The organism is Psychrobacter sp. APC 3426 (assembly GCF_030408035.1).
In the GTDB taxonomy this organism is placed as follows: Bacteria; Pseudomonadota; Gammaproteobacteria; order Pseudomonadales; family Moraxellaceae; genus Psychrobacter.
The window spans coordinates 21,936-44,700 of sequence record NZ_JASDCF010000019.1 but is presented as its reverse complement, the minus strand read 5'-3'; the positions used below and the strand labels follow the sequence as shown (position 1 = coordinate 44,700).

The 22,765-nt window shown below is 44.1% G+C and carries 19 protein-coding genes; 13 read left to right on the top strand and 6 right to left on the bottom strand.

Translation table 11 applies throughout. From position 1 onward, the window contains the following. Positions 1-87: 87 nt before the first annotated feature. Both mltG and tmk read left to right on the top strand, forming a co-directional pair. Positions 88-1,386 (top strand): endolytic transglycosylase MltG, encoded by a 1,299-nt coding sequence (mltG, locus tag QL919_RS10005; protein ID WP_290189396.1) that lies wholly within the window; start codon positions 88-90, stop codon positions 1,384-1,386. A gap of 111 nt (positions 1,387-1,497) precedes the next feature. Further along, positions 1,498-2,196: a dTMP kinase gene (tmk, locus tag QL919_RS10000; protein WP_290189395.1), complete on the top strand. Its 699-nt coding sequence runs from the start codon at positions 1,498-1,500 to the stop codon at positions 2,194-2,196. 266 nt (positions 2,197-2,462) lie between these two features. Here the strand turns inward: tmk and QL919_RS09995 are convergent, their stop codons facing one another. After that, positions 2,463-4,739 (bottom strand): cation:proton antiporter, encoded by a 2,277-nt coding sequence (locus QL919_RS09995; RefSeq protein ID WP_290189394.1) that lies wholly within the window; start codon positions 4,737-4,739, stop codon positions 2,463-2,465. Between the two features lie 977 nt (positions 4,740-5,716). Here QL919_RS09995 and QL919_RS09990 point away from each other — a divergent pair. The 8 genes from QL919_RS09990 to QL919_RS09955 all read left to right on the top strand — a co-directional run bounded on the left by QL919_RS09990 (position 5,717) and on the right by QL919_RS09955 (position 13,535). Then, positions 5,717-7,171, top strand: a complete 1,455-nt coding sequence (locus tag QL919_RS09990; RefSeq protein WP_290189393.1) for a Do family serine endopeptidase — start codon at positions 5,717-5,719, stop codon at positions 7,169-7,171. Between the two features lie 222 nt (positions 7,172-7,393). Then, positions 7,394-8,641 (top strand): hypothetical protein, encoded by a 1,248-nt coding sequence (locus QL919_RS09985; RefSeq protein ID WP_290189392.1) that lies wholly within the window; start codon positions 7,394-7,396, stop codon positions 8,639-8,641. A gap of 414 nt (positions 8,642-9,055) precedes the next feature. Further along, positions 9,056-9,961, top strand: coding sequence for a 4-hydroxy-tetrahydrodipicolinate synthase (gene dapA / locus QL919_RS09980; protein ID WP_290189391.1), 906 nt, complete (start codon positions 9,056-9,058; stop codon positions 9,959-9,961). 180 nt (positions 9,962-10,141) lie between these two features. Next, complete coding sequence (locus tag QL919_RS09975; protein ID WP_290189390.1) at positions 10,142-10,456, top strand: hypothetical protein; 315 nt, start codon at positions 10,142-10,144, stop codon at positions 10,454-10,456. A gap of 132 nt (positions 10,457-10,588) precedes the next feature. Further along, on the top strand, positions 10,589-11,302 hold the full coding sequence (gene purC, locus QL919_RS09970) for a phosphoribosylaminoimidazolesuccinocarboxamide synthase (protein WP_290189389.1): 714 nt from the start codon (positions 10,589-10,591) through the stop codon (positions 11,300-11,302). 471 nt (positions 11,303-11,773) lie between these two features. Continuing rightward, positions 11,774-12,421: a hypothetical protein gene (locus QL919_RS09965; protein WP_290189388.1), complete on the top strand. Its 648-nt coding sequence runs from the start codon at positions 11,774-11,776 to the stop codon at positions 12,419-12,421. A 113-nt stretch (positions 12,422-12,534) separates the two neighbouring features. Next, the gene (locus QL919_RS09960; protein WP_290189387.1) at positions 12,535-13,170 is read left to right on the top strand and encodes a DNA-3-methyladenine glycosylase; all 636 of its coding nucleotides are present in this window, start codon (positions 12,535-12,537) and stop codon (positions 13,168-13,170) included. 53 nt (positions 13,171-13,223) lie between these two features. Then, positions 13,224-13,535: a YqfO family protein gene (locus QL919_RS09955; RefSeq protein ID WP_290189386.1), complete on the top strand. Its 312-nt coding sequence runs from the start codon at positions 13,224-13,226 to the stop codon at positions 13,533-13,535. A 34-nt stretch (positions 13,536-13,569) separates the two neighbouring features. Here QL919_RS09955 and QL919_RS09950 read toward each other — a convergent pair whose 3' ends face one another. Further along, positions 13,570-13,917: a hypothetical protein gene (locus QL919_RS09950; protein ID WP_290189385.1), complete on the bottom strand. Its 348-nt coding sequence runs from the start codon at positions 13,915-13,917 to the stop codon at positions 13,570-13,572. 75 nt (positions 13,918-13,992) lie between these two features. On the opposite strand from QL919_RS09950, the gene tnpB reads away from it, so the two are divergent. Further along, a complete protein-coding gene (gene tnpB, locus QL919_RS09945; protein ID WP_290189384.1) occupies positions 13,993-15,141 on the top strand; it encodes an IS200/IS605 family element RNA-guided endonuclease TnpB in 1,149 nt (382 codons plus the stop codon). A gap of 326 nt (positions 15,142-15,467) precedes the next feature. Here the strand turns inward: tnpB and QL919_RS09940 are convergent, their stop codons facing one another. Next, a complete protein-coding gene (locus QL919_RS09940) occupies positions 15,468-16,148 on the bottom strand; it encodes a hypothetical protein (RefSeq protein ID WP_290189383.1) in 681 nt (226 codons plus the stop codon). A gap of 691 nt (positions 16,149-16,839) precedes the next feature. Beyond that, on the bottom strand, positions 16,840-17,043 hold the full coding sequence (locus tag QL919_RS09935) for a CsbD family protein (protein ID WP_290189382.1): 204 nt from the start codon (positions 17,041-17,043) through the stop codon (positions 16,840-16,842). 514 nt (positions 17,044-17,557) lie between these two features. On the opposite strand from QL919_RS09935, the gene QL919_RS09930 reads away from it, so the two are divergent. After that, positions 17,558-19,801 carry a molybdopterin oxidoreductase family protein gene (locus QL919_RS09930; RefSeq protein WP_290189381.1) on the top strand — a complete coding sequence of 748 codons (2,244 nt, stop codon included), beginning with the start codon at positions 17,558-17,560 and terminating at the stop codon, positions 19,799-19,801. A 210-nt stretch (positions 19,802-20,011) separates the two neighbouring features. Here the strand turns inward: QL919_RS09930 and QL919_RS09925 are convergent, their stop codons facing one another. Both QL919_RS09925 and QL919_RS09920 read right to left on the bottom strand, forming a co-directional pair. Then, positions 20,012-21,343 (bottom strand): D-amino acid dehydrogenase, encoded by a 1,332-nt coding sequence (locus QL919_RS09925; RefSeq protein WP_290189380.1) that lies wholly within the window; start codon positions 21,341-21,343, stop codon positions 20,012-20,014. 65 nt (positions 21,344-21,408) lie between these two features. After that, positions 21,409-22,161, bottom strand: coding sequence for a folate-binding Fe/S cluster repair protein (locus tag QL919_RS09920; protein WP_290189379.1), 753 nt, complete (start codon positions 22,159-22,161; stop codon positions 21,409-21,411). Between the two features lie 237 nt (positions 22,162-22,398). Here QL919_RS09920 and QL919_RS09915 point away from each other — a divergent pair, with 237 nt between their 5' ends. After that, a complete protein-coding gene (locus QL919_RS09915; RefSeq protein WP_290189378.1) occupies positions 22,399-22,752 on the top strand; it encodes a zinc ribbon domain-containing protein YjdM in 354 nt (117 codons plus the stop codon). The last annotated feature ends 13 nt before the right edge of the window (positions 22,753-22,765 follow it).

Here is a 22,765-nt window from a genome sequence, read left to right as displayed (position 1 = left end):
CAAGATAATTCATAAGCTAAGCAAATACCATTGAAAATCACCCAGTTCAGTGCTAAATTCTAGCAAACATCTGCCTCGCGAGTTGCTATGAGCAAGCCTACACCTGAAACACCACCTGAACATCCTACTGAGTCGTCATCGGATACGCAAGATAGCAGCGCTCAGCCCAATAGCGTTGAGGGACAGCCTGTCGATAGCCCGCTACCGGATTCACAGCCAGTAGCGGACGGAGTGGAGGAGGTGCCGGCGACGGACGTGTCGCTCATCAGCGGTGAGAGTAAGCCGCGCGAGTACAAAGCGGACAATCAGTCTTTCTTTATGCAGCGTGGTTATCAGGTATTGCTTGTCCTTGGCCTGATTGCAGCGTTTTTCTTGGTGATGGTCTATCAGACACTGTTTGGGCGAATTGAGCAGCCACAGCAGATGGTGACGATTGAGCAGGGTCAGACGTATTATGGCTTGCTGCCGCAGTGGCAACAGCAGATTCCGCTGTTCTCTGCCAGTGTTGCCAAGCTTTATATAAAGTCGCAAGTCGATGCACCATTGCATGCCGGTATCTACCAATTGCCTGAAAACCCAACCATCGCTGAGGCGTTACAAGTGCTAGAGCAAGGCGCAAAGGCGGCCATGGTCAAGGTGCAAATTATCGAAGGCAAAACCTCTAAAGATTTATATCAGGCGCTGCGCGATAATGACAACATTGTCAAAGAAGTACTGACTACTGATAGTGACAATGCCAGTATTGCTCAGGGATTGGACTTGGTCGGTATATTGCCAGAGGCAGTGGTGAGCAGTAGCGACCCTATCGTCAATCACAATCTTGAGGGCTGGTTTGCCCCTGATACCTACTACTATGGTGAAGGTACGAGCGACAAAAAAGTCCTGACTGACTTGTATAAGCGTCAACAGCAAGCATTGACTGAAGCGTGGGAAAACCGTGCGCCTGACCTACCTTATAAGACGCCTTACGAAGCGCTAGTGATGGCGTCGATTATCGAAAAAGAAACCAGTGTGCCAGAGGAACGTCCATTGGTATCAGCGGTATTTAAAAACCGTATGAATAAGAGCATGCGTATGCAGACAGACCCAACCATCATTTATGGTATGGGCAGTCGTTATGATGGTAATATTCGCCGTAAAGACATCGATGAAAAAACATCTTATAACACCTATCAAATCGATGGTCTACCACCAACGCCAATCGCATTGCCATCGGCTGCCTCTATCGAAGCCACCCTGCATCCAGCAGATAGTGAAGCGCTATACTTTGTGGCGACGGGTACTGGCGGACACACATTTACCAACAGCTTGGCGGAACACAACCGTGCGGTGCAAGAGTATCTGCGTGTCATGCGTGAAAAGAAATCGCAAACACCGCCGCAGTAATTTGAGCGTTATAGTTATTCAAACCCTATCGTTTATTGAGCGTTATGCCACTGTTTATGTCTGTATATCGAGATAATGCCATAACGCTCATCAATGACATAAGGTCATATCATGTCAGCATCACAAGAAGCATTACCTCAAATCAACTCGCCTAAGCACGTTATTAATGCAGCGTCCACTCAAGGGCGCTTTATTAGTTTTGAAGGTACCGAGGGCGTGGGCAAAACGACGGCTATAGAGCAGTTGTGCACACATTTACAAGACAATGGTATTGAGTATCTGTGTACCCGTGAGCCGGGCGGTAGTCCGTTTGCTGAGCGTTTGCGCGAGATATTACTCGACCCTGCGACCAACATAAACGATGATACGGAGCTGCTGCTATTATTTGCAGCGCGTTGTGATCATATACAGCAAGTGATTTTGCCCGCCCTGCAAGCGGGAACATGGGTGATATGTGACCGTTTCACCGACTCAACCATTGCTTATCAAGGATATGGTCGTGCGCATGGCGATGAGGCGGTACGCGCTAAGATTGATGCACTGATTGAGCAGTTTGTGCCGCAACTGCCTGAGCTGACCTTATGGCTGGATTTACCCGTGCTAGAGGGTATGGCACGCGCCAATAAGCGCAGTGCGGCTGACCGTTTTGAGCAACAAGCGACCGAGTTTTTTACTTGGGTACATAAAGGTTTTGATACCTTGGCCACTCAGTATCCGGAGCGTATGCAACGTATCGATGCCTCAGGTACGACTGATGAAGTGAGCACACGAATATGGCAGGCGGTCAAAGAAAGCTTTAGTCTAGGGTAGTGCTAGATGAATGATGCTCTGAAGCAATATCGATACATCACGCGCTGCTGATATCAATTTTTCTTGCTTGCTGTGCCTGCGCAGACAGAGGCTACAAAAAATTGATATCAGCAACACCATAGCGTTTTTAGGGCATTTTGACTATAGATGAATATCCCTCTGAAGCAATAGCGCCATTAAGCAAAAAGCCCCAACTCAGCAGTTGGGGCTTTTCTGTTTTAGGACGGGACAAAGATAAGACAAAGAATTATTTTTAAAGAACCGCGCTATTCTTTATCTATATCGACGTTATCACCACTGGAGTCAGGAAGACGGTTGGGGTCAAGCGACCCTTTTTTGTTTTTAGGAGCGTTACCATTGCCGTTGGTACTGCTACTGGTAGCAGCCTTTTTTGATGTCGCTGTTGAATTAGCAGACATCACGCCTTTATTAGCAGGGCTGGCAGCATCGGCTGTTGAACCAGAGGACTGACTTTCAGCGCTGGCAGGTGCATTTACTGATACATTATCTGTGTCATTATCGATATTTTTCTCAGCGGCTTTTGGTTCAGCCCCTTTAGGCTCAACGACTTTCGGTTCAGAGCTTTTGTCTTTAGCGATATCGACATTACTGTCACTATCAGTTGCTTGCTCTACTATATCAGTATTGTCGTCATCTAGCTCTTTTTCTTTACGCTTTTCAGGCGCTTTTGAGCTAGATTCAAAGCTGGCATCCGCTGCCATACGGGCTTGCTCTTGTTTCGGCGTCACATCGACTGGCTTTGGCTGCACTTCATCATCCACCACCAAGGAGATAAGCTTGCGGTCACGTGGCACGGTGCCATCGAATTTATCAGTGATGACGTGTAGCTTGCCTTCTTTATCGACGGTATAGAGCGGTACAAACTGCTTATTATCCGCTTTATACTGCTCAAAGCTATAACTGTCTGTGATGTTAGTGATTTTAATGCGTGCCTTTTTCGACAGCATGCTGGCAAGCTTAGTATAGGTAACGTCTTTGCCAAACAGCCACTGCGAATGGAAGTTGCCTTGCTTGTCATCGCGCTCACTTTTGACTTTTTCATCACTGAATTTGAGACGGTAGAGTTTGCGCTCACCGAACTCATGGCGATAATGAATCTCGGACAGGGTGTTCATCTCTTTGTCCATACTCATGGCAAATAAACGACCAATACCGATAAGGTCCAAATGATGGTCAGCGTGGTCAGAGATAGGGTTGCCAAAGTAAGTGCGCAGACCACTCATGCGGGCACGGGCAATATTGGTATAGTTGTTGTGCGCCACGATGACGTCGAAGCCTTGGTCTTTTAAGGAAGTGGCGACCAAAAGTGCGATGGGGTTTGAGCCGACGATTAAAATACCATTGGTCTCAGGCTCACGAACACCTAGCAGATTGCCAACCATTTTTGCGCCCAAACCCTGAATCATGACTGTGCCGATGATGACCATGAATACCAAAGGGACAAGCAGCTCAACACCTTGGATGTCATACTCTTGCAAGCGGATAGCAAACAGTGAGGAGATGGCAGCGGCGACGATACCACGTGGGCCAATCCAGCTAATCATCAGCTTTTCATTGGTCTTTAAGTTAGAGCCAATCGCTGATGCCCAAACAGACAAGGGACGCGCCACAAACATGACGATAGCGAGCAGCACCAAGCCTGCAAAACCAACACTCAGTAAGCTTGATAGCTCTACACGAGCAGCAAGAATGATAAACAGGACCGAGATGAGCAGAATGGTTAACGATTCATTAAATTCTAGAATGGTCTCACGTGGGAATTTTGGCCAGTTTGCTAATGCCACGCCCAATACGGTCACGGTCAATAGACCGGATTCGTGCTCTAAATGGTTCGAGACTGAAAACAGCACCAACACAAAGGCAAGGGTAAAGACGTTGCGCAAAAACTCAGGAATCATATGACGACGCATGAGGAAAGCAAGCAGCCACGCGCCCGCCATACCCATTGCAGTCGCTAACACTACGATTTTGGCAAACAATAGAATACTGCTGGCCTCACCGCCTGAGATGATGTACTCATAGACCAATACCACCGCGATAGCACCGATTGGATCGATGATAATGCCTTCCCATTTAAGGATGTTGGAAATGGTCTTATTAGGGCGTACACTACGCAGTAGCGGCATAATCACGGTCGGGCCTGTGACACACACTAGCGCACCGAAGAGTAAGGCAATCAGTGGGTCGACATCGAACAATAGATACGTCGATAACGCCACGATAGCGATAGTAATTAGCACACCGACCGACACCAGCATCTGCACGACAGTGCCATGTTGCTTAATTTCATCAAACTCTAAGGTCAGCGAGCCTTCAAATAGAATAATCGCCACACCCAAAGAGATGAACGGAAACATCAGCTCACCAAGCACCAAGTCAGGATCAAAGATGCCCAGTACTGGTCCAACGATGATGCCAATCAGTAATAAAAATAAAATGGACGGTTGCTTTAAATACCAAGCCAGCCATTGGGCGGCGATGCCAATCCCAACCACGCCAGATAGTAATAGGGCGGTATCCATACATTAATCCTTTTGTAATCTTGTCATATTTGATATCTATCAATCGCTTGTTTATCAATAGCCTGTATAGCGTTGCTATCTGTTATCGGTAAAAGATGAATCCGTTATCATGACTGCTTTGATAATCGAGCTATCAAACAGACAGCCATCATGAATCACAACATGAGCCAGATATGATATATATACTATAAAGTAATAAAGACAAAAGCATTGCTCGTTAATCGGCTAAATAAAAATACCAACCTCAAAAACATGATGAGCGATGTCAAAGCGACTCACGTTTTTGGAAATGATTTAAAGCGTCACTAGCAATGCAAAAGATGGAAAATAAAAGTGATAATAGCCAATTTGATACACTTATAGTGAATTAAGGTTATTAAAGCTAACTTTTGTTTGCTTGAAATTTTATTTGGCTTGCTATCATAACATGATTTTATTTGATACTTATCAGAGCGCGAGCCATCACCATTTAGCACAGCAGCATTGAATAGCAGTAATATTGAGCCGAGTAAGTATGAAACAATCTATGCTTGGGTTATCCTGCACTATCGAAATAATGACAAAAAGACCGTATGGTTTATCATACAGTAGCCGCCTTTCTCATGCACGCTCATGCACGTGGCGAGTATGGTCATCACTTTTGACTAATATTTGGTTAAATCGAGGGAGCGATACTCAGAATAAAGGTAGAAACATTCATAGCTGACGGTTGCCCTTGATAAAAACCAGTAACTTAATGCATTGTTAATTTGTCATGAAATAAGCTATAAAAGTACAAATAGATTTTGCCTGTTATTTTACACGGTGTTTTTATACAGTTTTTTTGCATATCATTACAATATTGACGCTCTAATGGATAAAGCGCTAATGAAAACGGTGAGCCACCATCAAGCGATGTAAAAGAAAAACAGGCACTAATCGATAGTAGCCAAATAGAACCATTAACAATAATAACGATCACTTATATGGAGGACCTTATGCCTATCAAGATGTCTACAGCGCGTGCTACGTTCAATATGCAGCATTGGTTACAACGTAGCGCATTGGCATTTGCTGTCAGTACCGCGATGGTCGCTGGTATCAGTGCCACGACGATGAGCAGCGCCCAAGCTGCTGTCACCACCGCAGATTTCTCTGACTTAGTCCAACAAGTCACCCCAGCAGTCGCCCGTGTGAATGTCACAAAAACTGTTAGTGAGGCTGAGCTTGCTAAGGCCCAAACGGCGGAGCTGTTACGCCAGTTCTTCGGCGACCGTCTACGCATTCCAGACCAAGCAGCGACGCCCGCGATTGAGCATGCGTATGGCACCGCATTTTTTATTACCTCCAACGGCTATATGCTGACCAATCATCATGTGGTTGAGGGCGCTGACAAAATTACCGTGACGCTCAATGATAGAACTGAGCTTGATGCAACCTTGGTAGGTAGTGATGAGCGCTCGGATGTGGCGGTGCTGAAAGTCACTGGCAGTCAATTCCCAGCGCTACCAATCGGTGATTCGAATGGTTTACGGGTAGGAGAGCCGGTGCTAGCGATTGGCTCGCCATTTGGCTTTGATTATTCAGCATCGGCAGGTATTGTTAGCGCCAAATCTCGCAATTTTTCGCGTGAGACCAGTGTGCCATTTATCCAAACGGATGTCGCCCTGAATCCTGGTAACTCAGGCGGTCCATTGTTTAATCAACGCGGTGAAGTGATTGGTATTAACTCGCGTATTTTTAGTGGTACTGGTGGCTACATGGGGTTGTCATTCTCTATCCCCATTGATGCGGCAATGGATATTTATGAGCAGCTGAAAACCAATGGGGAAGTGGCACGTGCTTATTTAGGTATCTATCCACAAGATATTGACCGTAATTTGGCTGAAGCTTACAACTTAGCGCGTCCACAAGGTGCATTGCTGACCCGCGTTTCGCCAGACTCACCCGCACAAAAAGCAGGGCTAAGACCCGGTGATATCATTTTAAAATATAATGACGTGCAGATTTTAGAAGCTTCAGACTTATTGAACCTCATCAATCGGGCACGACCTAATGATGGGTTTCGCGCGCAAATTCAGCGTGATGGTAAACAATCTATCATAACGGGCAAGCTCAGCGACGCACCCAATGACATGCAATCACAGAGTTCGGCTCAGCAGAATAATGGCATAAGCTTAGGATTGGCACTGCGCAACTTGACGACAGAAGAACAAAGAGAGATTGCCGCTGATAATAAGACCGGTGTACTGGTCACTGCGATTGAACCGACAGGGTTGGCGGCACGCTCAGGCATATTAGCAGGCGATGTTATTACCAATCTGCATCAAAAACCGATTAGAAAGGTTACGGACTTTTCTAGCGCTGTTTCATCACTACCAGAGAAAGGCGTGGTAACCATTGAAGTTATTCGTCAAGGTATTCCTGGTATTATCGGTTTGCGCATTGAGTAATGGCTAATAAGGTAGGATTGGCTGTATTGGTAATTGTACTTGTCTAGTACAGAGCTAGCCCTTTATAATGGCGGGTTTTTGTCCAATGATTGCAAATAATGGCAAATGACTAAATACTGTTATTAACTTGTTCATTGAGTGATTTAATTATTGCTCAATACGTTCTACTATAGGGTATAGCCGATTGATAGGCTGATACTCTCCCATAACCGCCAGGTAATTATGACTGACCACGCATTTTATACGCTAAGTATCTCTACGGCAGCAGCATTGTTAGCGTATATCGTACTGTGGTCGGGGCTACAAACGTTCAATGCCAATCCAACCAAGCGGTTTATGCGTATTTGGTTGAAGCTCCTGCTGTATTATGCGGCTTATACCATGCCAGTTTGGGCAGCGCTATTGCTGGTCGGTTGGATGCAAGGTTTGCTAGGGCTACTATCGTCGCCACTGGTGCTCATAGCGCTATCAGCTATGACGCTTTATTTTTATACGGTAGTGATACAGCCAAATCGTTTACGTCTCGAGCATCATACTGTTGATTTGGATTTATCAGCACCGCTGACAGTCGCTGTACTGGCAGATTTGCGTATCGGGCTATTTAGTGGCAAGCCGCGTCATATTCGCAAACTGGTCGCTACTATCAATGAGTTGTCGGCAGATGCGGTTTTAATCACTGGCGACTGGCTGTACTACCCGAGTGCGGACTTGGTCGGGCAGCTGATGCTGTTTAAAGGGGTCAATAAACCGGTTTATACCGTGATGAGCACGTCAGATTTGCGTTATCAGTCGATTAATACCACCAAGCAGGGTCAGCCATTACTAGAAGATACCTTGGCAAGTGCTTTTGACGTCTTAGACATCAGTTATATCGGTCAACAGTGTACCTCGCTGCCGCTCAAATGTGCTGGCGCGCACAATGTTCAGTCAATGGTTCATCATGTCGGTGGTCGCATCAGTAACCATGAAACTGGCCAAAATACTTTTAAACAGAATCCTGGTATCAAACAGAGCAGCTTGCCTAAACAAAAAAATACTGAAGACAAAAAAGTCGTCGCCATACTTTGTGGCTGGCAAGACATACCCAAGCAGTTCACTGATATTGAAAATGCAAACGCTGCCGACAAGGCTGCCCTTGGTGTTGAAATTGCTAATGCTAGCTACCCCGTCATTATTTTGGCCTCACGTTTCGATAGTATCAGTGACCTGCCAAAATCCTTACAGCCACGGCCGTTATTGATTACTGGTGCTGCAAAAGCCATTCAAAAGAACATATGGTTGGCACAGAAACAAAAAGATATTCAACGCAGCAGTGAGTCGTCAACACTGTTAGACAACAGTCGTATGGGCAAGCAGCGCGGTCTATACCAGCACGGCAGTGCGCAGATATTTGTCAGTAGCGGCGTGGGCACACGAGGTCTGCCGTTTCGGTTGTATCGGCCCACTATCGATGTGTTGACGATTCGTTAATATTTGCCAAAAGACTTATCAGTACTTATCCATTGCGCTAAACTGACTGTTAATTTATAAAGCTTCCAAATTGATGAGATTGAAGCCCAATTGATTGATAGCGGTCAAATCAAAATATGCTACACTAGCAGGCGTTTTTATTGCTATCTATCAGATAGACAATAATAGAATTAGCAGTCGATAAAAAATAGCGTTAATGACGTTACTATATAAAATACTTAGCATCAATATTGAGTAAGACACAGCAAGCAAGAGCCAGCCAGTAGTATTTATGGATGTATACATTATCAAATGCACACGTAATTATTTTAACGTGTAATTATGTCCATTGATAAACCTACAGACTGGCATTTGCAAACGACCTATCATGTGACAGCTTTGAAAAAAGCTAGGATAATACAGTAAGGCACGGTTATGAGCACAGCATACGACGAGATTAAAACCCGACTACAAGGCTCAATGGTAGCCTTGGTAACGCCCATGCATCCTGACGGCACGGTCGACTATAAACGTCTGGCAGACCTCATAGATTGGCAGATTGAGCAAGGTACCCATTGCCTGGTTGCGGTTGGCACCACTGGCGAGTCAGCGACCCTATCTATGCAAGAGCATAGTGATGTTATTCGCTATTTTGTACAGCACGTCAAAGGTCGTGTACCAGTGATTGCTGGCACAGGCGCTAACAATACGATGGAAGCCATCAAACTCACCCAAGACGCCGCTGATGCTGGCGCAGATTGCGCATTGCTCGTAGCGCCTTATTATAATAAGCCACCGCAAGAAGGTTTGTTCCAACATTATAAAGCGATTGCTCAAGCGGTCAGTATTCCGCAGATGTTGTACAACGTACCAGGACGTACCGTCGTCGATATCGCTCAAGAGACCGTCGAGCGCTTATGTGATATTGAGAATATCGTAGCGATTAAAGATGCAACTGGCTCTGTGGGCCGCGGCGAACAATTGATTAAAGCCGTTGGCGATAGAATGGTCGTGCTATCTGGTGATGACGGCACGGCGCTAGATTTGGTGAAAGTAGGTGGTCAGGGTAATATTTCTGTGACTGCCAACGTCGCACCAAAAGCCATGAGTGAGACCTTTACTGCTGCGCTCCGTGGTGACTTTACAGCCGCTGATAAAGTACATGACGTGGTCAAGCATTTGCATCGTGACTTATTTATTGAATCTAGTCCGATTCCAGCAAAGTATGCCCTACATAAAATGGGTATGATTGATAATGGCATTCGTCTACCGTTGGTTTGGTTAGCAGAGCAGCATCATGCTACTATTGATGAAGCATTAGTACGTGCAAACCTGATATAGACTTGCGCACGCTTCAGCTGTATTCGTGCACAGTGTCAGTACAAACTTGTGATAGAAATAGAGTTTAAGGACGCTAAGCCCATCATCGATGATATAGGCCTAGCCATTGCTTATAAAGTCCTATCAATACGATAAACCAATCGTCTAAATGAGCAATCATTGCCAATTCAGAGAGATAACATGATGAAAACATCATCAACGACTACAAAGATATTCCCTGCGATGCTCACTGTCGTCTTGGGTAGTACTTTAGTATTGAGCGGCTGCCAAAGTATGAAAAACGTACTAGGCAAACGTGATAACGGCAGCTTAGAGTACCAACAAAGCAAAAAATTGGCACCGCTAGAGTTGCCAGCGAATACAGAGCCTGCGCCTTTTGTACCTTTATATCCAACCCCTAATGCGGGTGCCAACACGCTCAAATTACAGAACCAATCAGGTAGCCAGTATCAACTGCCGAAACCTCAGCGTACGGTGAGCACGTCTTCAAATTAATGATTTATCCCTATCTATACCGCTGATTTTTTTATCGTCCTTAATGCCAATATGGTTAAGGCAGTAAAATAAAAAATGAGCGGTAGCTGCGCGTTTTTACCACATAAGCTTGAACGAACAGGAACTCCCATAATGCAAAAGCAAAAACTGCTGTATAAAGGCAAAGCTAAATCTGTCTATGAGACAGAAGACAATGACCTTCTGATTCTACACTTCCGTGACGATACATCAGCACTCGATGGTAAGCGTATCGAACAGTTAGCACGTAAGGGCGTGGTTAATAACCGCTTTAATGCCTTTATTATGCAAAAACTGGCTGACGCTGGTATCGAAACACATTTTGAAAAGCAGCTGTCGGAAGACGAAGTGCTGGTCAAACGTTTGGATATGATTCCAGTTGAGTGTGTCGTGCGTAACTTTGCTGCAGGTAGTTTGGTTCGTCGTTTGGGTTTAGAAGAGGGTCAAGCGCTGACGCCACCTACTTATGAGCTATTTTACAAAGATGATGCACTGGGTGATCCGATGGTGAACGAGTCATTATCCATCTCTCTTGGCTGGGCTACTGAAGCACAGCTGACTAGAATGGAAGAGCTGACCCACCAAGTGAATGAGGTACTCAAGGCGCTGTTTGAAGCTGGCGACTTAATACTGGTAGATTTTAAATTAGAGTTTGGTGTATTCCACGACCGTATCGTCTTGGGTGATGAATTCTCACCAGACGGTTGCCGTATCTGGGACAAGACTACGAAGAAAAAACTGGATAAAGATCGCTTCCGTCAATCATTGGGCGATGTTATTGAAGCTTATGAAGAAGTGGCCAGTCGTATTGGTGTGCCATTAAGCTAAATACAAATGCTAGGTTTTGCAACATATAAAATAAAAAAACTGAGCCATGCGCTCAGTTTTTTTATGCAAAAAATAACTGAATCACCAAGAAAGACGCACGACTCAAACGCTTGATTATGGTGTAATGGACATTATTCATGCTGGCGTAGGGTCTAACGCTATATACTGTCTATATTTGCAAGGAATCAACGCCATGAATCAAAAAACTGCCCTTTTTGTCGTGATAAACACACCAAGAAGAATGGACGCAAGCTTGGCAAACAGCAGTACCAATGTCTGGCTTGCAAACGGCAGTTTTTAGGTGGCAAAAGACTCAATAATCAAACCCTATGGAGGGAATACACTCAGGGTAAACAGACCTACCAACAACTGGCTGATAAATACCACTGTAGTCTTAAAACCATACAAAGGCGCTTAGATAAAGTTGATATTGAGTATCAAGTAAAACGTCCTAAGACTGCTAACATCATCATGGACACCACTTACTTTGGTCGCAAGTTTGGTCTAATGGTTTTTATGGACAATACCACTAGAGCCGTTCTTTACTACGCGATAGTCAGTCATGAAACCAACAGTGCCTACGAGCAAGGAATTGATCACCTAGCGTCCTTAGGCGTTGATATACAAAGCATTACCTGTGATGGTAGACGAGGGCTTAGAACCCTGTTTACCCGCACCCCTTGCCAAATGTGTCAGTTCCATCAGGTACAAATAGTGACTCGTTACCTCACTCGTCGCCCTAAAAATATTGCTAGTATCGAGCTTAGACGGCTCACTTTAGACTTAACTAAGCTTGATAAAGCCACGTTCACAAAATGCTTAGATCAATGGTATTTAACCCATGAAGACTATCTGAGTGAGCGTAGCACCAATGAAGATACTGGTAGAACGTGGTATACGCATAAGCGTCTTAGAAGTGCTTATCGCAGTATCAGAACCAATAGTGATTGGTTATTTGCTTATCAAGAGTATGAGCAGTTAGACATACCAAACACCACCAATTCTCTTGAAGGGTTATTCAGTGAGTTAAAGCGACAATTACACAGTCATCACGGGCTAAATGAGGGACGTAAGTTACGGTTTATTAAAGACTTTCTACTATCAAAATCACTCAAATAGCATGAATTTTGTCCATTAGCGACTACCTTCTACTTTTTAGCATGAATTTTGTCCATTACACCTTGATTATTCATATAATGAATTTTATCGTTATAAACAGGCTGATTATATCTATGTCTAACGTCATTACAAACACTGTGCTAGAGTCAACATGGTTTAGCCGTCCTACCTGTGTGGTCGCGGCTGATCTCGTTGGTAAAGTATTATGCAGACGGCTCACAGATAGCGATGGCAAGGAAAAAATTTTGCGCATGCGTATCTCAGAAACGGAAAGCTATATCGGTGAAGACGACCCTGCTTGCCATTCTCATGCGGGCACTCGAACATCACGCACTGAGATTATGTACGAACAAGGTGGCGTGTTTTATGTCTATCTAACGTATGGCGTCCATCATATGCTGAACTTAATCAGTGGGCCTGCAGAGTCCCCTGAATCGGTGTTGATACGTGCTGGCTTTTTAACAGAGGATAGCGATCGCCTAGTAGAGGAGCAATTGCTTAGTCTAGACAAACAATTGACCCATCCAAAGCAATTTTCGGGGCCTGGTAAGCTGACTAAGCGCCTACAAATCGATCGGCAGTTATATGGTAAAGCGATTGCACCAGAGTCTGCGGTTTGGATTGAAGATGATGGCTGTCAGCCGCCAGTATCACTACGACCACGTATCGGTATCGACTATGCTGGTGATGCCAAAGACTGGCTGCTACGCTATATATGGACGAATCATCCATCGATATCTAAAAAGTAACAGCTGCTAGAAATTTGCAATCTCACGCTAAACCTAAAATAGGAGGTGACCCTATGTATAAGTTAACGGTTTTTGTTCCTGATGAGGCATTAGAGCAGGTAAAGTTGGCACTTTTTGCTGCAGGGGCGGGGACGATTGGTAATTATGAGTCTTGCTGTTGGCAAGTGCAGGGAGTAGGGCAGTTTAAACCCTTAGCAGGTAGCAATCCGCATATTGGTGCGCAGGACAGACTGGAGCAAGTAGATGAATGGCGGGTAGAAATGGTGGTTGCCACCGCCAATATTACTCAAGTCATTAAGGCGTTAAAGCAGGCGCATCCTTATGAAACACCTGCTTATGATGTCATCGAAGTGCTAGATTTTTAGGTACGAGTGATAAGCTGATAGCAGTGACTTGAACCTATTTTATTTTAATCACCTGATAGCTTGGATAGCTCAAATCAATCTTATAATCCTTACCTCCGCGCGTGGCTTTGACTTTGATTTTGTCATCACCTTTTTTATACTTAACGTCTTTGACACGGTAGCCCATGCTACTGACTTTATTAGCCGCTCGTTGCTCAATTGCTGGTTGGTAAAATTCTTTATCAATATTTTTAATGGTCTTTTTATGCTTCTTATAGACCTTGCTGTCTTTATAGACATCTTCGTAAAGGTCTCCGTAAGCGTTATAGCCAGGCGCAGTGACACAGCCTGTCGTTATGGCTAACGCTGCAACCATCGCAGTGGCAGCGGTTGGTTTTAACATTTTCAGCGCAGAATTCCCCTACTTCTAAAGTAGTGGGATGAATGCGTCAGACTTTTGATATGGTACAATAGCTTCATGCCAAAACAAATCCTAAAAGCCCATAAAGTAAGATTATACCCTAATGAGGGTCAGCAAATATTTTTTGCTAAATCATTTGGCTGCACACGCTTTATTTGGAATAGGATGCTTAGTGACAAGATTGAGTATTACAACGAGCATAAGACCGAGCTTAAAAATACTCCTGCTCACTATAAAAAAGAATTTGAATGGCTTAAAGACGTCGATAGTCTGGCACTGGCTAACGTACAGCAAAACCTAAGAGCCGCTTATAGTAAATTCTTCAAAGGATCGGGTTTCCCTAAATTCAAAAAGAAGGGGCAGCGTGATAGCTATACCACCAACAACCAAAAGGGCACAGTGGCGATCACAGACAGCACTGTCAAACTGCCTAAAATTGGTCATATCCCCGCTAAGTTCCCAAGCAAGGTAAATGGCTTAATAAAATCAGCGACCATCAGCCGCACCCCATCAGGCAAGTACTATGTCAGCCTACTGGTTGAAACCATCGCTACAACACTGCCAAAAACCCACTCTAACATCGGCATTGATTTAGGACTGACTGACTTTATCGTCTTATCGGACAGCACGAAAGTTGCTAATCCTACCTTTTTATCTAAGCTGCAACATAAGCTTGCGAGAGAACAGAAAATACTAGCCAAACGCAGAGCCGTTGCCAAAGCGGATCAGCGCAAATTGTCTGACAGCCGCAACTATCAAAAGCAAAAAGTTAAAGTCGCCAAAGTCTACGAGCGTATCACGAATTGCCGAAAAGACTTTCTACACAAACTCTCATTCAATCTCATCAAAAACCACGATGTGATTGCGATTGAGGACTTAAACGTCAAAGGCATGGTTAAGAATAGAAAGTTATCTAAAGCCATATCAGACAGCTCATGGTCAACCTTCACCACCATGCTGAACTACAAGGCTGAATGGTACGGCAAAACGCTTGTCAAAATAGACCGATGGTATCCATCTTCTAAGACCTGCTCAGGCTGTGGTCACTTACTGACTAAGGCTGAGCTACCATTACAGGTGAGATCATGGAATTGTCCGAGTTGCCAGAAAAAGCATGATAGAGACATCAACGCCAGTATCAATATCCTAAACGAAGGATTGAAGTTAGCAACAATCAAAACCGTCGGTGCGACGGGGTTAGCTTAGTCCATTTGCCTAACCGCTGATACAAAACATCGTATCAAGTATGGGTACTACCTAAGAAATCGCCACCTCTTTAGGTGGTGGGTAGTTCATTAAGGTTGTCAGTTTCATAAAAGCCTCTTATCAAATTAAAAATGATGCTTAATTGCTAGATAAAATCGTGCGATAAAAAATAGTCAAACAAACCAAGGGCTGGCTTGTCTGACCGTAGACATCAAGCTATCAGCGATGCCAAAAACTTTATTCGATATGGAATGACTCTCAACATCTTATCGTCTTAAAAGTTAGTCTAAGTTCAATTGATTAAGTATTTACATGTTCAAAAGACCCTAGTCTTTTTCAACCTTAATCACATTTAAGTTTGGGTAACCAAGTAAGATTTCATAATCTTGTGAGCCACGTCTGGCTTCTATCTCGAAGACACCGCGATTGTTCTTCTCTTCCAGCTCAATATCTTTTACACGGTAACCCATCGCGCTAACCTTTCTGACTGCTTTTTGTTTAATCGCTGGGTAACGTGATTCTCTTTTGATGCTGTCTTCGATATCGTCTTTCTTATAGCGATTTTTGTTCTTGTTACCTTTGTTCTTATTTTTGTATTTATCTTTCTTATAATCATTTTTGTTATATCTATCATTATCATATCTGTCATCTTGCCAGATATTAGATAGCGCTGTCCTATTTGAGCTAATGAGCCTTAGCTCAGGGTAAGTATATTTAAGCTCATAGGCTTGATTGTTCTTTTTAGCAATGGCAGTGATTGCTCGGTTGCCGCGATAGCTATCAGATCTGATATCCATGACTTGATAGCCTTTGCGGCGTAAGTCATTGCGTAGCTGCTGAGTGACACGACTGTAGTTGGCATTACCGTAGCCAGCATCGCCGCGATAAATAGGCTGGTTGTCATAACCTGGACCTAAAACCGTACAACCGATGGTAGTACCCAACAGAGCGACAGTCAAACCTGCGGATATTGCTGTTTTGAATGAAAAAGGCTTTAATATTTTCATAATCTGATTATCCTATAATGTTTTCAGATAACTTATTATTTGCTAACGGTATCCAGTTAGGAGTAAGCACTCTGTGAACGCTAAGCGTGATAGTATTTATAGAATAACTACTGTGTTAATCCTTTAACGACTATCATCATATGTGCGGAAATATTTTCTTACATTCTCTATAGTAATCGACAAAACTTGATGGTAAGTGTCATTTGCGTTAATAAGTTGTAATCGAAGTAACGGATATGAACCGTGTAAGCATATGCTTACACGCAATGACGCTTACGCGACTTAACATTGGGTTGGGAATTGGGCATTATAGTCACACGGCATTAGGGAATGTGACTCAAGGATTGAGTTGACCGCATTAAGGATAATGATTCACTTATCAGCATCAGGATGATAACGATAAGTGAAGTAAGGACACATAACCTGTGCTGATAGTCGTAACAAAAAGGGCAGGATGCCCAGTATCACAATATACTGAAGAGTATGCAAGGATGCATAGGAAACAGTCGTGATAGGTAACATGGATAGTTAACAATAAAACCGCATAACAATTAATTGCTATGCGGTTTTATCGTGTCTGGGTTTTGAAAACTCTCAACGGATTATATGACTAATAATAAGAGAACCGCATGAAATTCATGCGGTTCTTTTTGTTTAAGATCAACTATTCATTTTGTATTCTGAGAGTAGATTAGTATTTATTTTCGCGGCGCCAGTCATCTACGGCACGCTCAGCATCATCTTTACTGTGACCATAGCGTTCTTGTACACGACCAACCAATTTATCACGGCTACCTTCGATATGGGTGAGATCGTCATCAGTTAGCTCCGCCCATTTTTGTTTAACGGCGCCTTTCATCTGGTTCCATTCACCTTTTAGAGTATGTTCATTCATTATTATATTCCTTATTATCTAATTAGTTATTAAGACAATTATTCCTTCTGTCTTTATCTAACTGTCTTTGTTGAATGTTGCGCTTTTTTTCTAACATTTTACCCAGTGGTTGTAAGTAAAGTCTCATACGCCAACTGGTGATATCTAATATAGGCATTCACACCGGCGCTGTCTGTATAGGCAATGTTTAGAGTGTTGCACCATTATAGGAATTTGGATGACTGTGTTATGAGCTGCCTCTTTGTGTAATAAACGGTGCGTTTTTCAAATAACTGGGTAAATGAGGTCAGCGAGTTTTATAGAAATATAGGATGATACGGAGGCAGTTTACAATACTACTTTTAGAGGATTCCATCTTATTAAAGATTTAATCATAGACTTGGTGTCTAAATGACTATAGCTTAGAAAAGACTGACGACAGGAATATAGATTGAATCGCGGGATAGGCTATTAAAGTCATAAAACGGAATTTATATAGTGAGAACTATATTGCAAAACAACAGGGAGCGCGACCATGGCTAGTGAACAAACCAAGACGAATGAGCAAACACATTTTAGAACCTGCAATTTATGCGAAGCCATGTGCGGTATCGTTATCCAGCACGATGGTGACAAGATATTATCGATTAAAGGCGATAAAGACGATCCATTCTCCAAAGGTTATATTTGTCCAAAAGCGACTGCCTTGCAGGACTTGCATGAAGACGGTGATCGCCTGCATCATCCGGTTGAAAGAACCACTAACGGTTGGAAAGAGATGAGCTGGCCTGATGCTCTCGATAAAGTGGCGGCCGGTATTCAGTCGGTACAGAAAAAACATGGTAAAAATGCCCTTGGTATTTATTTAGGCAATCCTAACGTCCATAATCTGGGCGGCATGTTAACGATTAAGCATTTACTCACCAGTATAAAGACGCGCAGTCGTTTTTCTGCGACTTCCATCGACCAACTGCCGCACCATATTGTCAGTATGCATCTGTTTGGGCATATGCTGCGCATTCCTGTGCCTGACGTCAATCGTACCCAATATATGCTCATCATCGGTGGCAATCCGCTGGCGTCTAACGGTAGTATTATGACCGCACCGAATATGCGCCAAAAGCTAAAAGATATCAAAGCACGTGATGGCAAAGTGGTGGTAATAGATCCAAGACGAACAGAAACAGCAGATATTGCTAGCGAGCATCATTTTATTCGCCCAGCGACCGATGTCTTACTATTGCTCGCCATGCTCAATGAAATCTATCTGCAAGGTTATGCGGATAAAGCGCGCGCTAAAAATAATAGAGCGGCGGCGCTCTCGCCAGAGATTGAGCGGCTGGTAGACTTTGCTAAAGACTATAGCGCCGAATCCGTAGCTGATATTACTGGTATTTCTGCAAGTGAGATTAAACGACTCGTCAAAGAATTTTGTGAAGCCAAAAGCTCCGTTTGTTATGGACGCATGGGCGTATCGGTACAAGAGTTTGGCTTATTAAGTCAGTATTTGATTATGGTCATTAATATTGTCACAGGGCGCTTAGATGAGGTGGGTGGTCTAATGTTCCCCAATCCTGCAGTCGATGTGGTCAATAACTCAGGCCCAGGCTACTTAGGTAAGCGCCATAGCCGAGTGAGTCATTTGCCTGATTTTAATGGTGATTATCCAGTGGTGGCGATGGCAGATGAGATGCTGGTAGAAGGCGCGGGACAGTTAAAAGGATTTATGACTGTCGCTGGCAACCCTGTACTCAGCACGCCCAATGGTGAAAAATTAGACGAGGCGTTCGCCAACTTAGACTTTATGGTCGCTATTGATTACTTCGTTACTGAAACCAGTCGTCATGCCCATATCATTTTGCCACCAGTCTCGCCACTAGAGCGCGATCATTATGACGTTACCTTTAACAATTTTGCCGTACATAACGTGGCTAAATATTCAAAAGCTTTATTCCGTAAGAAAAAAAGTGCCAAACATGACTGGCAAATCTATTTAGAGCTGGCAAAGCGTTTAGATAAAAAAGCACCACTTGTCATCAGAGTTGAGCGTCTACTAGTAAAAGTCTTGGGACCGAAGTTTGTGCTCAACCAGGGACTAAAGCGTGGGCCTTATAAGGATCTAAATTTAAAGAAACTAAAGAAAAATCCGCATGGCATTGATTTAGGGGCTCTCAAAAGGATGTTGCCAGAAGGGTTAAAACATAAGGACAAGCAGATTCATCTTAACGTTGATTTTTATAAAGCAGATTTAGAGCGCGTACAGGAGATGATGCAGGACTATGATGATCAGCAGATTCTATTGATAGGTCGCCGCCATGTACGTAGTAATAACTCGTGGTTGCATAATAGCTATCGGTTGGTAAAAGGTAAGCCACGCTGTACGCTTATGTTGCATCCTGAAACGGCTAAAGAATACGGTATCGAGGACGGTCAAAACGTAAAAGTTACCTCACGCGTTGGTAGTGTGAATATCGTCGCAGAAGTCAACGATGAGCTGATGCCAAGAGTGGTGAGCATCCCTCATGGTTGGGGTCACGGCCGTAAAGGTGTCAAACAAAAGATTGCGCAAGCGCATGCAGGCGTCAGTGTGAATGACTTGACGGACGATACGCTAATCGATCAGTTAAGTGGTAATGCGGCGGTCAACGGCGTACCTGTGCAGTTAGAAGCAGTTGAGCCTGAAGTGGTTGATTTGGAGACTACCGATTCAAGCGTTGATTCTGATATTGAATCTTCCAACATTGAATCTTCCGATATTGAGTCAGGAAATGCTGCATAAAATTAGCATTGCGCTAAATTGAAAGTCTAACATTTGAACAAAGAAGGCGCTTATTGGAGCGTCTTTTTTATGCCTGTTATTCGCTTACGGTTTATACAAGGTGAATACGTATTACGTATGGCTAGTAAAAATTTTCTTGCTTGCTGTGCGCTATGCCAGACAGAGGCTGCGAAAATTTCTACTAGCCAAAATATATTGGCTTTAAAGATACTATCTATGAGAACTCACACCAACAAAGTCAAAATCGACTGGTGGTGTTTCGCCCTGTATTAACAGACTAATAGCTTTTGCCGAACCACAAGCATGGGTCCAGCCAAGCGTGCCATGACCGGTATTGAGCCATAAATTATCAAAACTAGCGCTTGTATTGTGACTACCGTGACGGACGTGACCCTTATGCGCGCGACCTATCAATGGTACGTTTGATGGGGTCATCGGTCGCAGCCCTGTCCAGTATTGCACAGAATTGGCAATAATGCCTTTCGGGAATAGCTGCTGTACACGGCGAGTGATGGCTTCACAGCGTGTGCTATTCAAATCCAAATTGTAGCCATTGAATTCTGCCGTGCCAGCGACGCGTAATTTATCGCCAAGACGTGAGGTCACGAGCTTAAACTCATCATCAATGAGACTGACAAAGGGTGCTAGGTGAGGGGCGCGCGGATTGATTTGATACGTGGCCGAGTAGCCTTTGGCAGGGAATATCGGCAGATGAATATTGAGCGGCTTCATTAGTGCAACGCTATAGCTGCCAAGTGCTAGTACATGGCTGTCTGCACTAAAGGTTTGCGTGTTTTCGCCCTTGGGACGGATAGTAATACTATGGATATGCGGATTAGTAGAGTGAGCGTCAGCATTTAACGCCAATACCTCGGTATCATATAAGAACTGCACGCCAGCCTCAGCGCAGCGCTTCGCTAAGCGTTGGGTAAATAGATGGGCGTTACCTGATTCATCACGGCTAGTATAAGTCGCGCCTTTAAGCTTATGGGCAACAGGGTAGAGCGCTGGCTCTAAACTGACTGCATTATTAATATCAATGACATGGCGTTCGCAGCCTAGCGCTTGCATACGCTCTGTTGGCGCAATGGCGGCATCAAACTCAGCTTGATCGGTATAAAAATGCATGATACCGCGCTTTTGCTGCTCGTAATCAATACCAATGTCAGCACGCAGCTGCTGCAAAGTATCTCGTGAATACAATCCTAGACGTACCATTTGTACTAGATTGGCATCGGCTCTATCTGCGCGGCACTCCTGCAAAAACTGCATCGCCCACTTAAGCTGCGCCTTGTCAGCTCGCAGACGATATAGTAGCGGAGCATCTTCTTTAAACAACCATTTAAGCGCTTTCATTGGAGCAGCAGGATTGGCCCAAGGGGTCGCATGCGAGACTGATATTTGCCCACCATTAGCAAATGAAGTCTGCATACCGGCGGCTGGCTCACGCTCAATGACGGTCACATCATAGCCTGCTTGGCAAAGATACCATGCAGTGGTTACACCCACCACGCCTGCTCCGAGTACCGCAATATGGGTCATGAGTAAAATCTCTTAGTGACTGTTTTAGCTGCTTATTTGACAGTTTACTGCGGTTCAAACAAAAGCTATTGTGGACGCGCGACATCAGCCTGCAGTGCTGGTGGTAATTCTAATATGGTAAGTTCGCTATTATCAAGATGTGCTGGGCGTGCAACAACCAATGCTTCGAAGCCTTCGGCAGTAACAATCGCATTGACCACCTGAATTTTATCCAGCTTGTCACCTGCTGCTGGGACATCACCTGAGCCTTTTACATAATGTAAAAATGCTTTGGGTGCCGCTTTAAAATAAATGCGAGCGATGACCTCTTGACCGAGATAGCAGCCTTTATCATAATCCATGCCGCCGCGCTGATGGAGACGCAGCTCTTGCGGCTGAAATTGTCCCTGCGTTGCTGCCACGATCCAATAGTTGCCGTTTTCGATACTGCGCTGCATCCAAGCTTGAGTGTCCTCCGCAGTATTATGCTCATCTTTATGACTAAAAGTCGGCTCATCGCCAATCACGCAAGGATAAATTGGTGTTGGCGCGCTGGTCTCAAACTTGAAAAAAGCACCGTATTTTTTTAAATGTGCTTGGAAAGATTCAACACAATCGGCACTAACGACCACATCAAATTGATTTTCGTCTTGTTTTTTTATCCAAAGACCAAAATCAATACGCCCTTTAATATTGCTAAGCGCTGTGGGCTGATAGCTAAGGCCGATTTTGGTTACATCAGTGGTGATTTGACCCTGTAGGAATTTTTCGGCATCCTCGCCTTGTAAGGTTAATTGGGCAAACTGCGGCAAAGCCGATACATTTGAAGATTGAGTCATTATTACTATCCTTATAATGGAATTTTATTCTAAATATTTAGGTATTAAAACTATATGAGGCTAAGAAGAGTACCATAAAAAACACTGCGATAAAAAACGCTACGGTTAAGGTCTAGATTGGGTGCAATCCCCAATTTTCAACCGTGCCAATTGGTTAAAGGGCGCGAGTTGCGGTACAATACTATAACTAGGCTGGGTCTAGAATAAACCTAAATGATGATGGCTGCTGAGGAAATTATGAGCTTACCAAATTGCCCAAAATGTGATGCTGAATATACGTACGAAGATGGTGCGTTACTGGTATGTCCGATGTGTGCCCATGAATGGACGGCGGCGGAGACAGATGCGGCTGAAGCTGCAGACCAAGACGCGGTCATTCGTGATGCAGTTGGTAACGAGCTGCAAGACGGTGATGCGGTTACTGTCATTAAAGACTTAAAGGTTAAAGGCTCTTCAATCGTTATTAAAGTAGGCACTAAAGCAAAAAGTATTCGCCTGTTGCCAGATGCTACCGACGGTCATGATATTGACTGTAAACTTGATGGCTATGGCCCGATGAAGCTTAAATCTTCGGTGGTTAAAAAGGCTTAAATAACGTTTAATA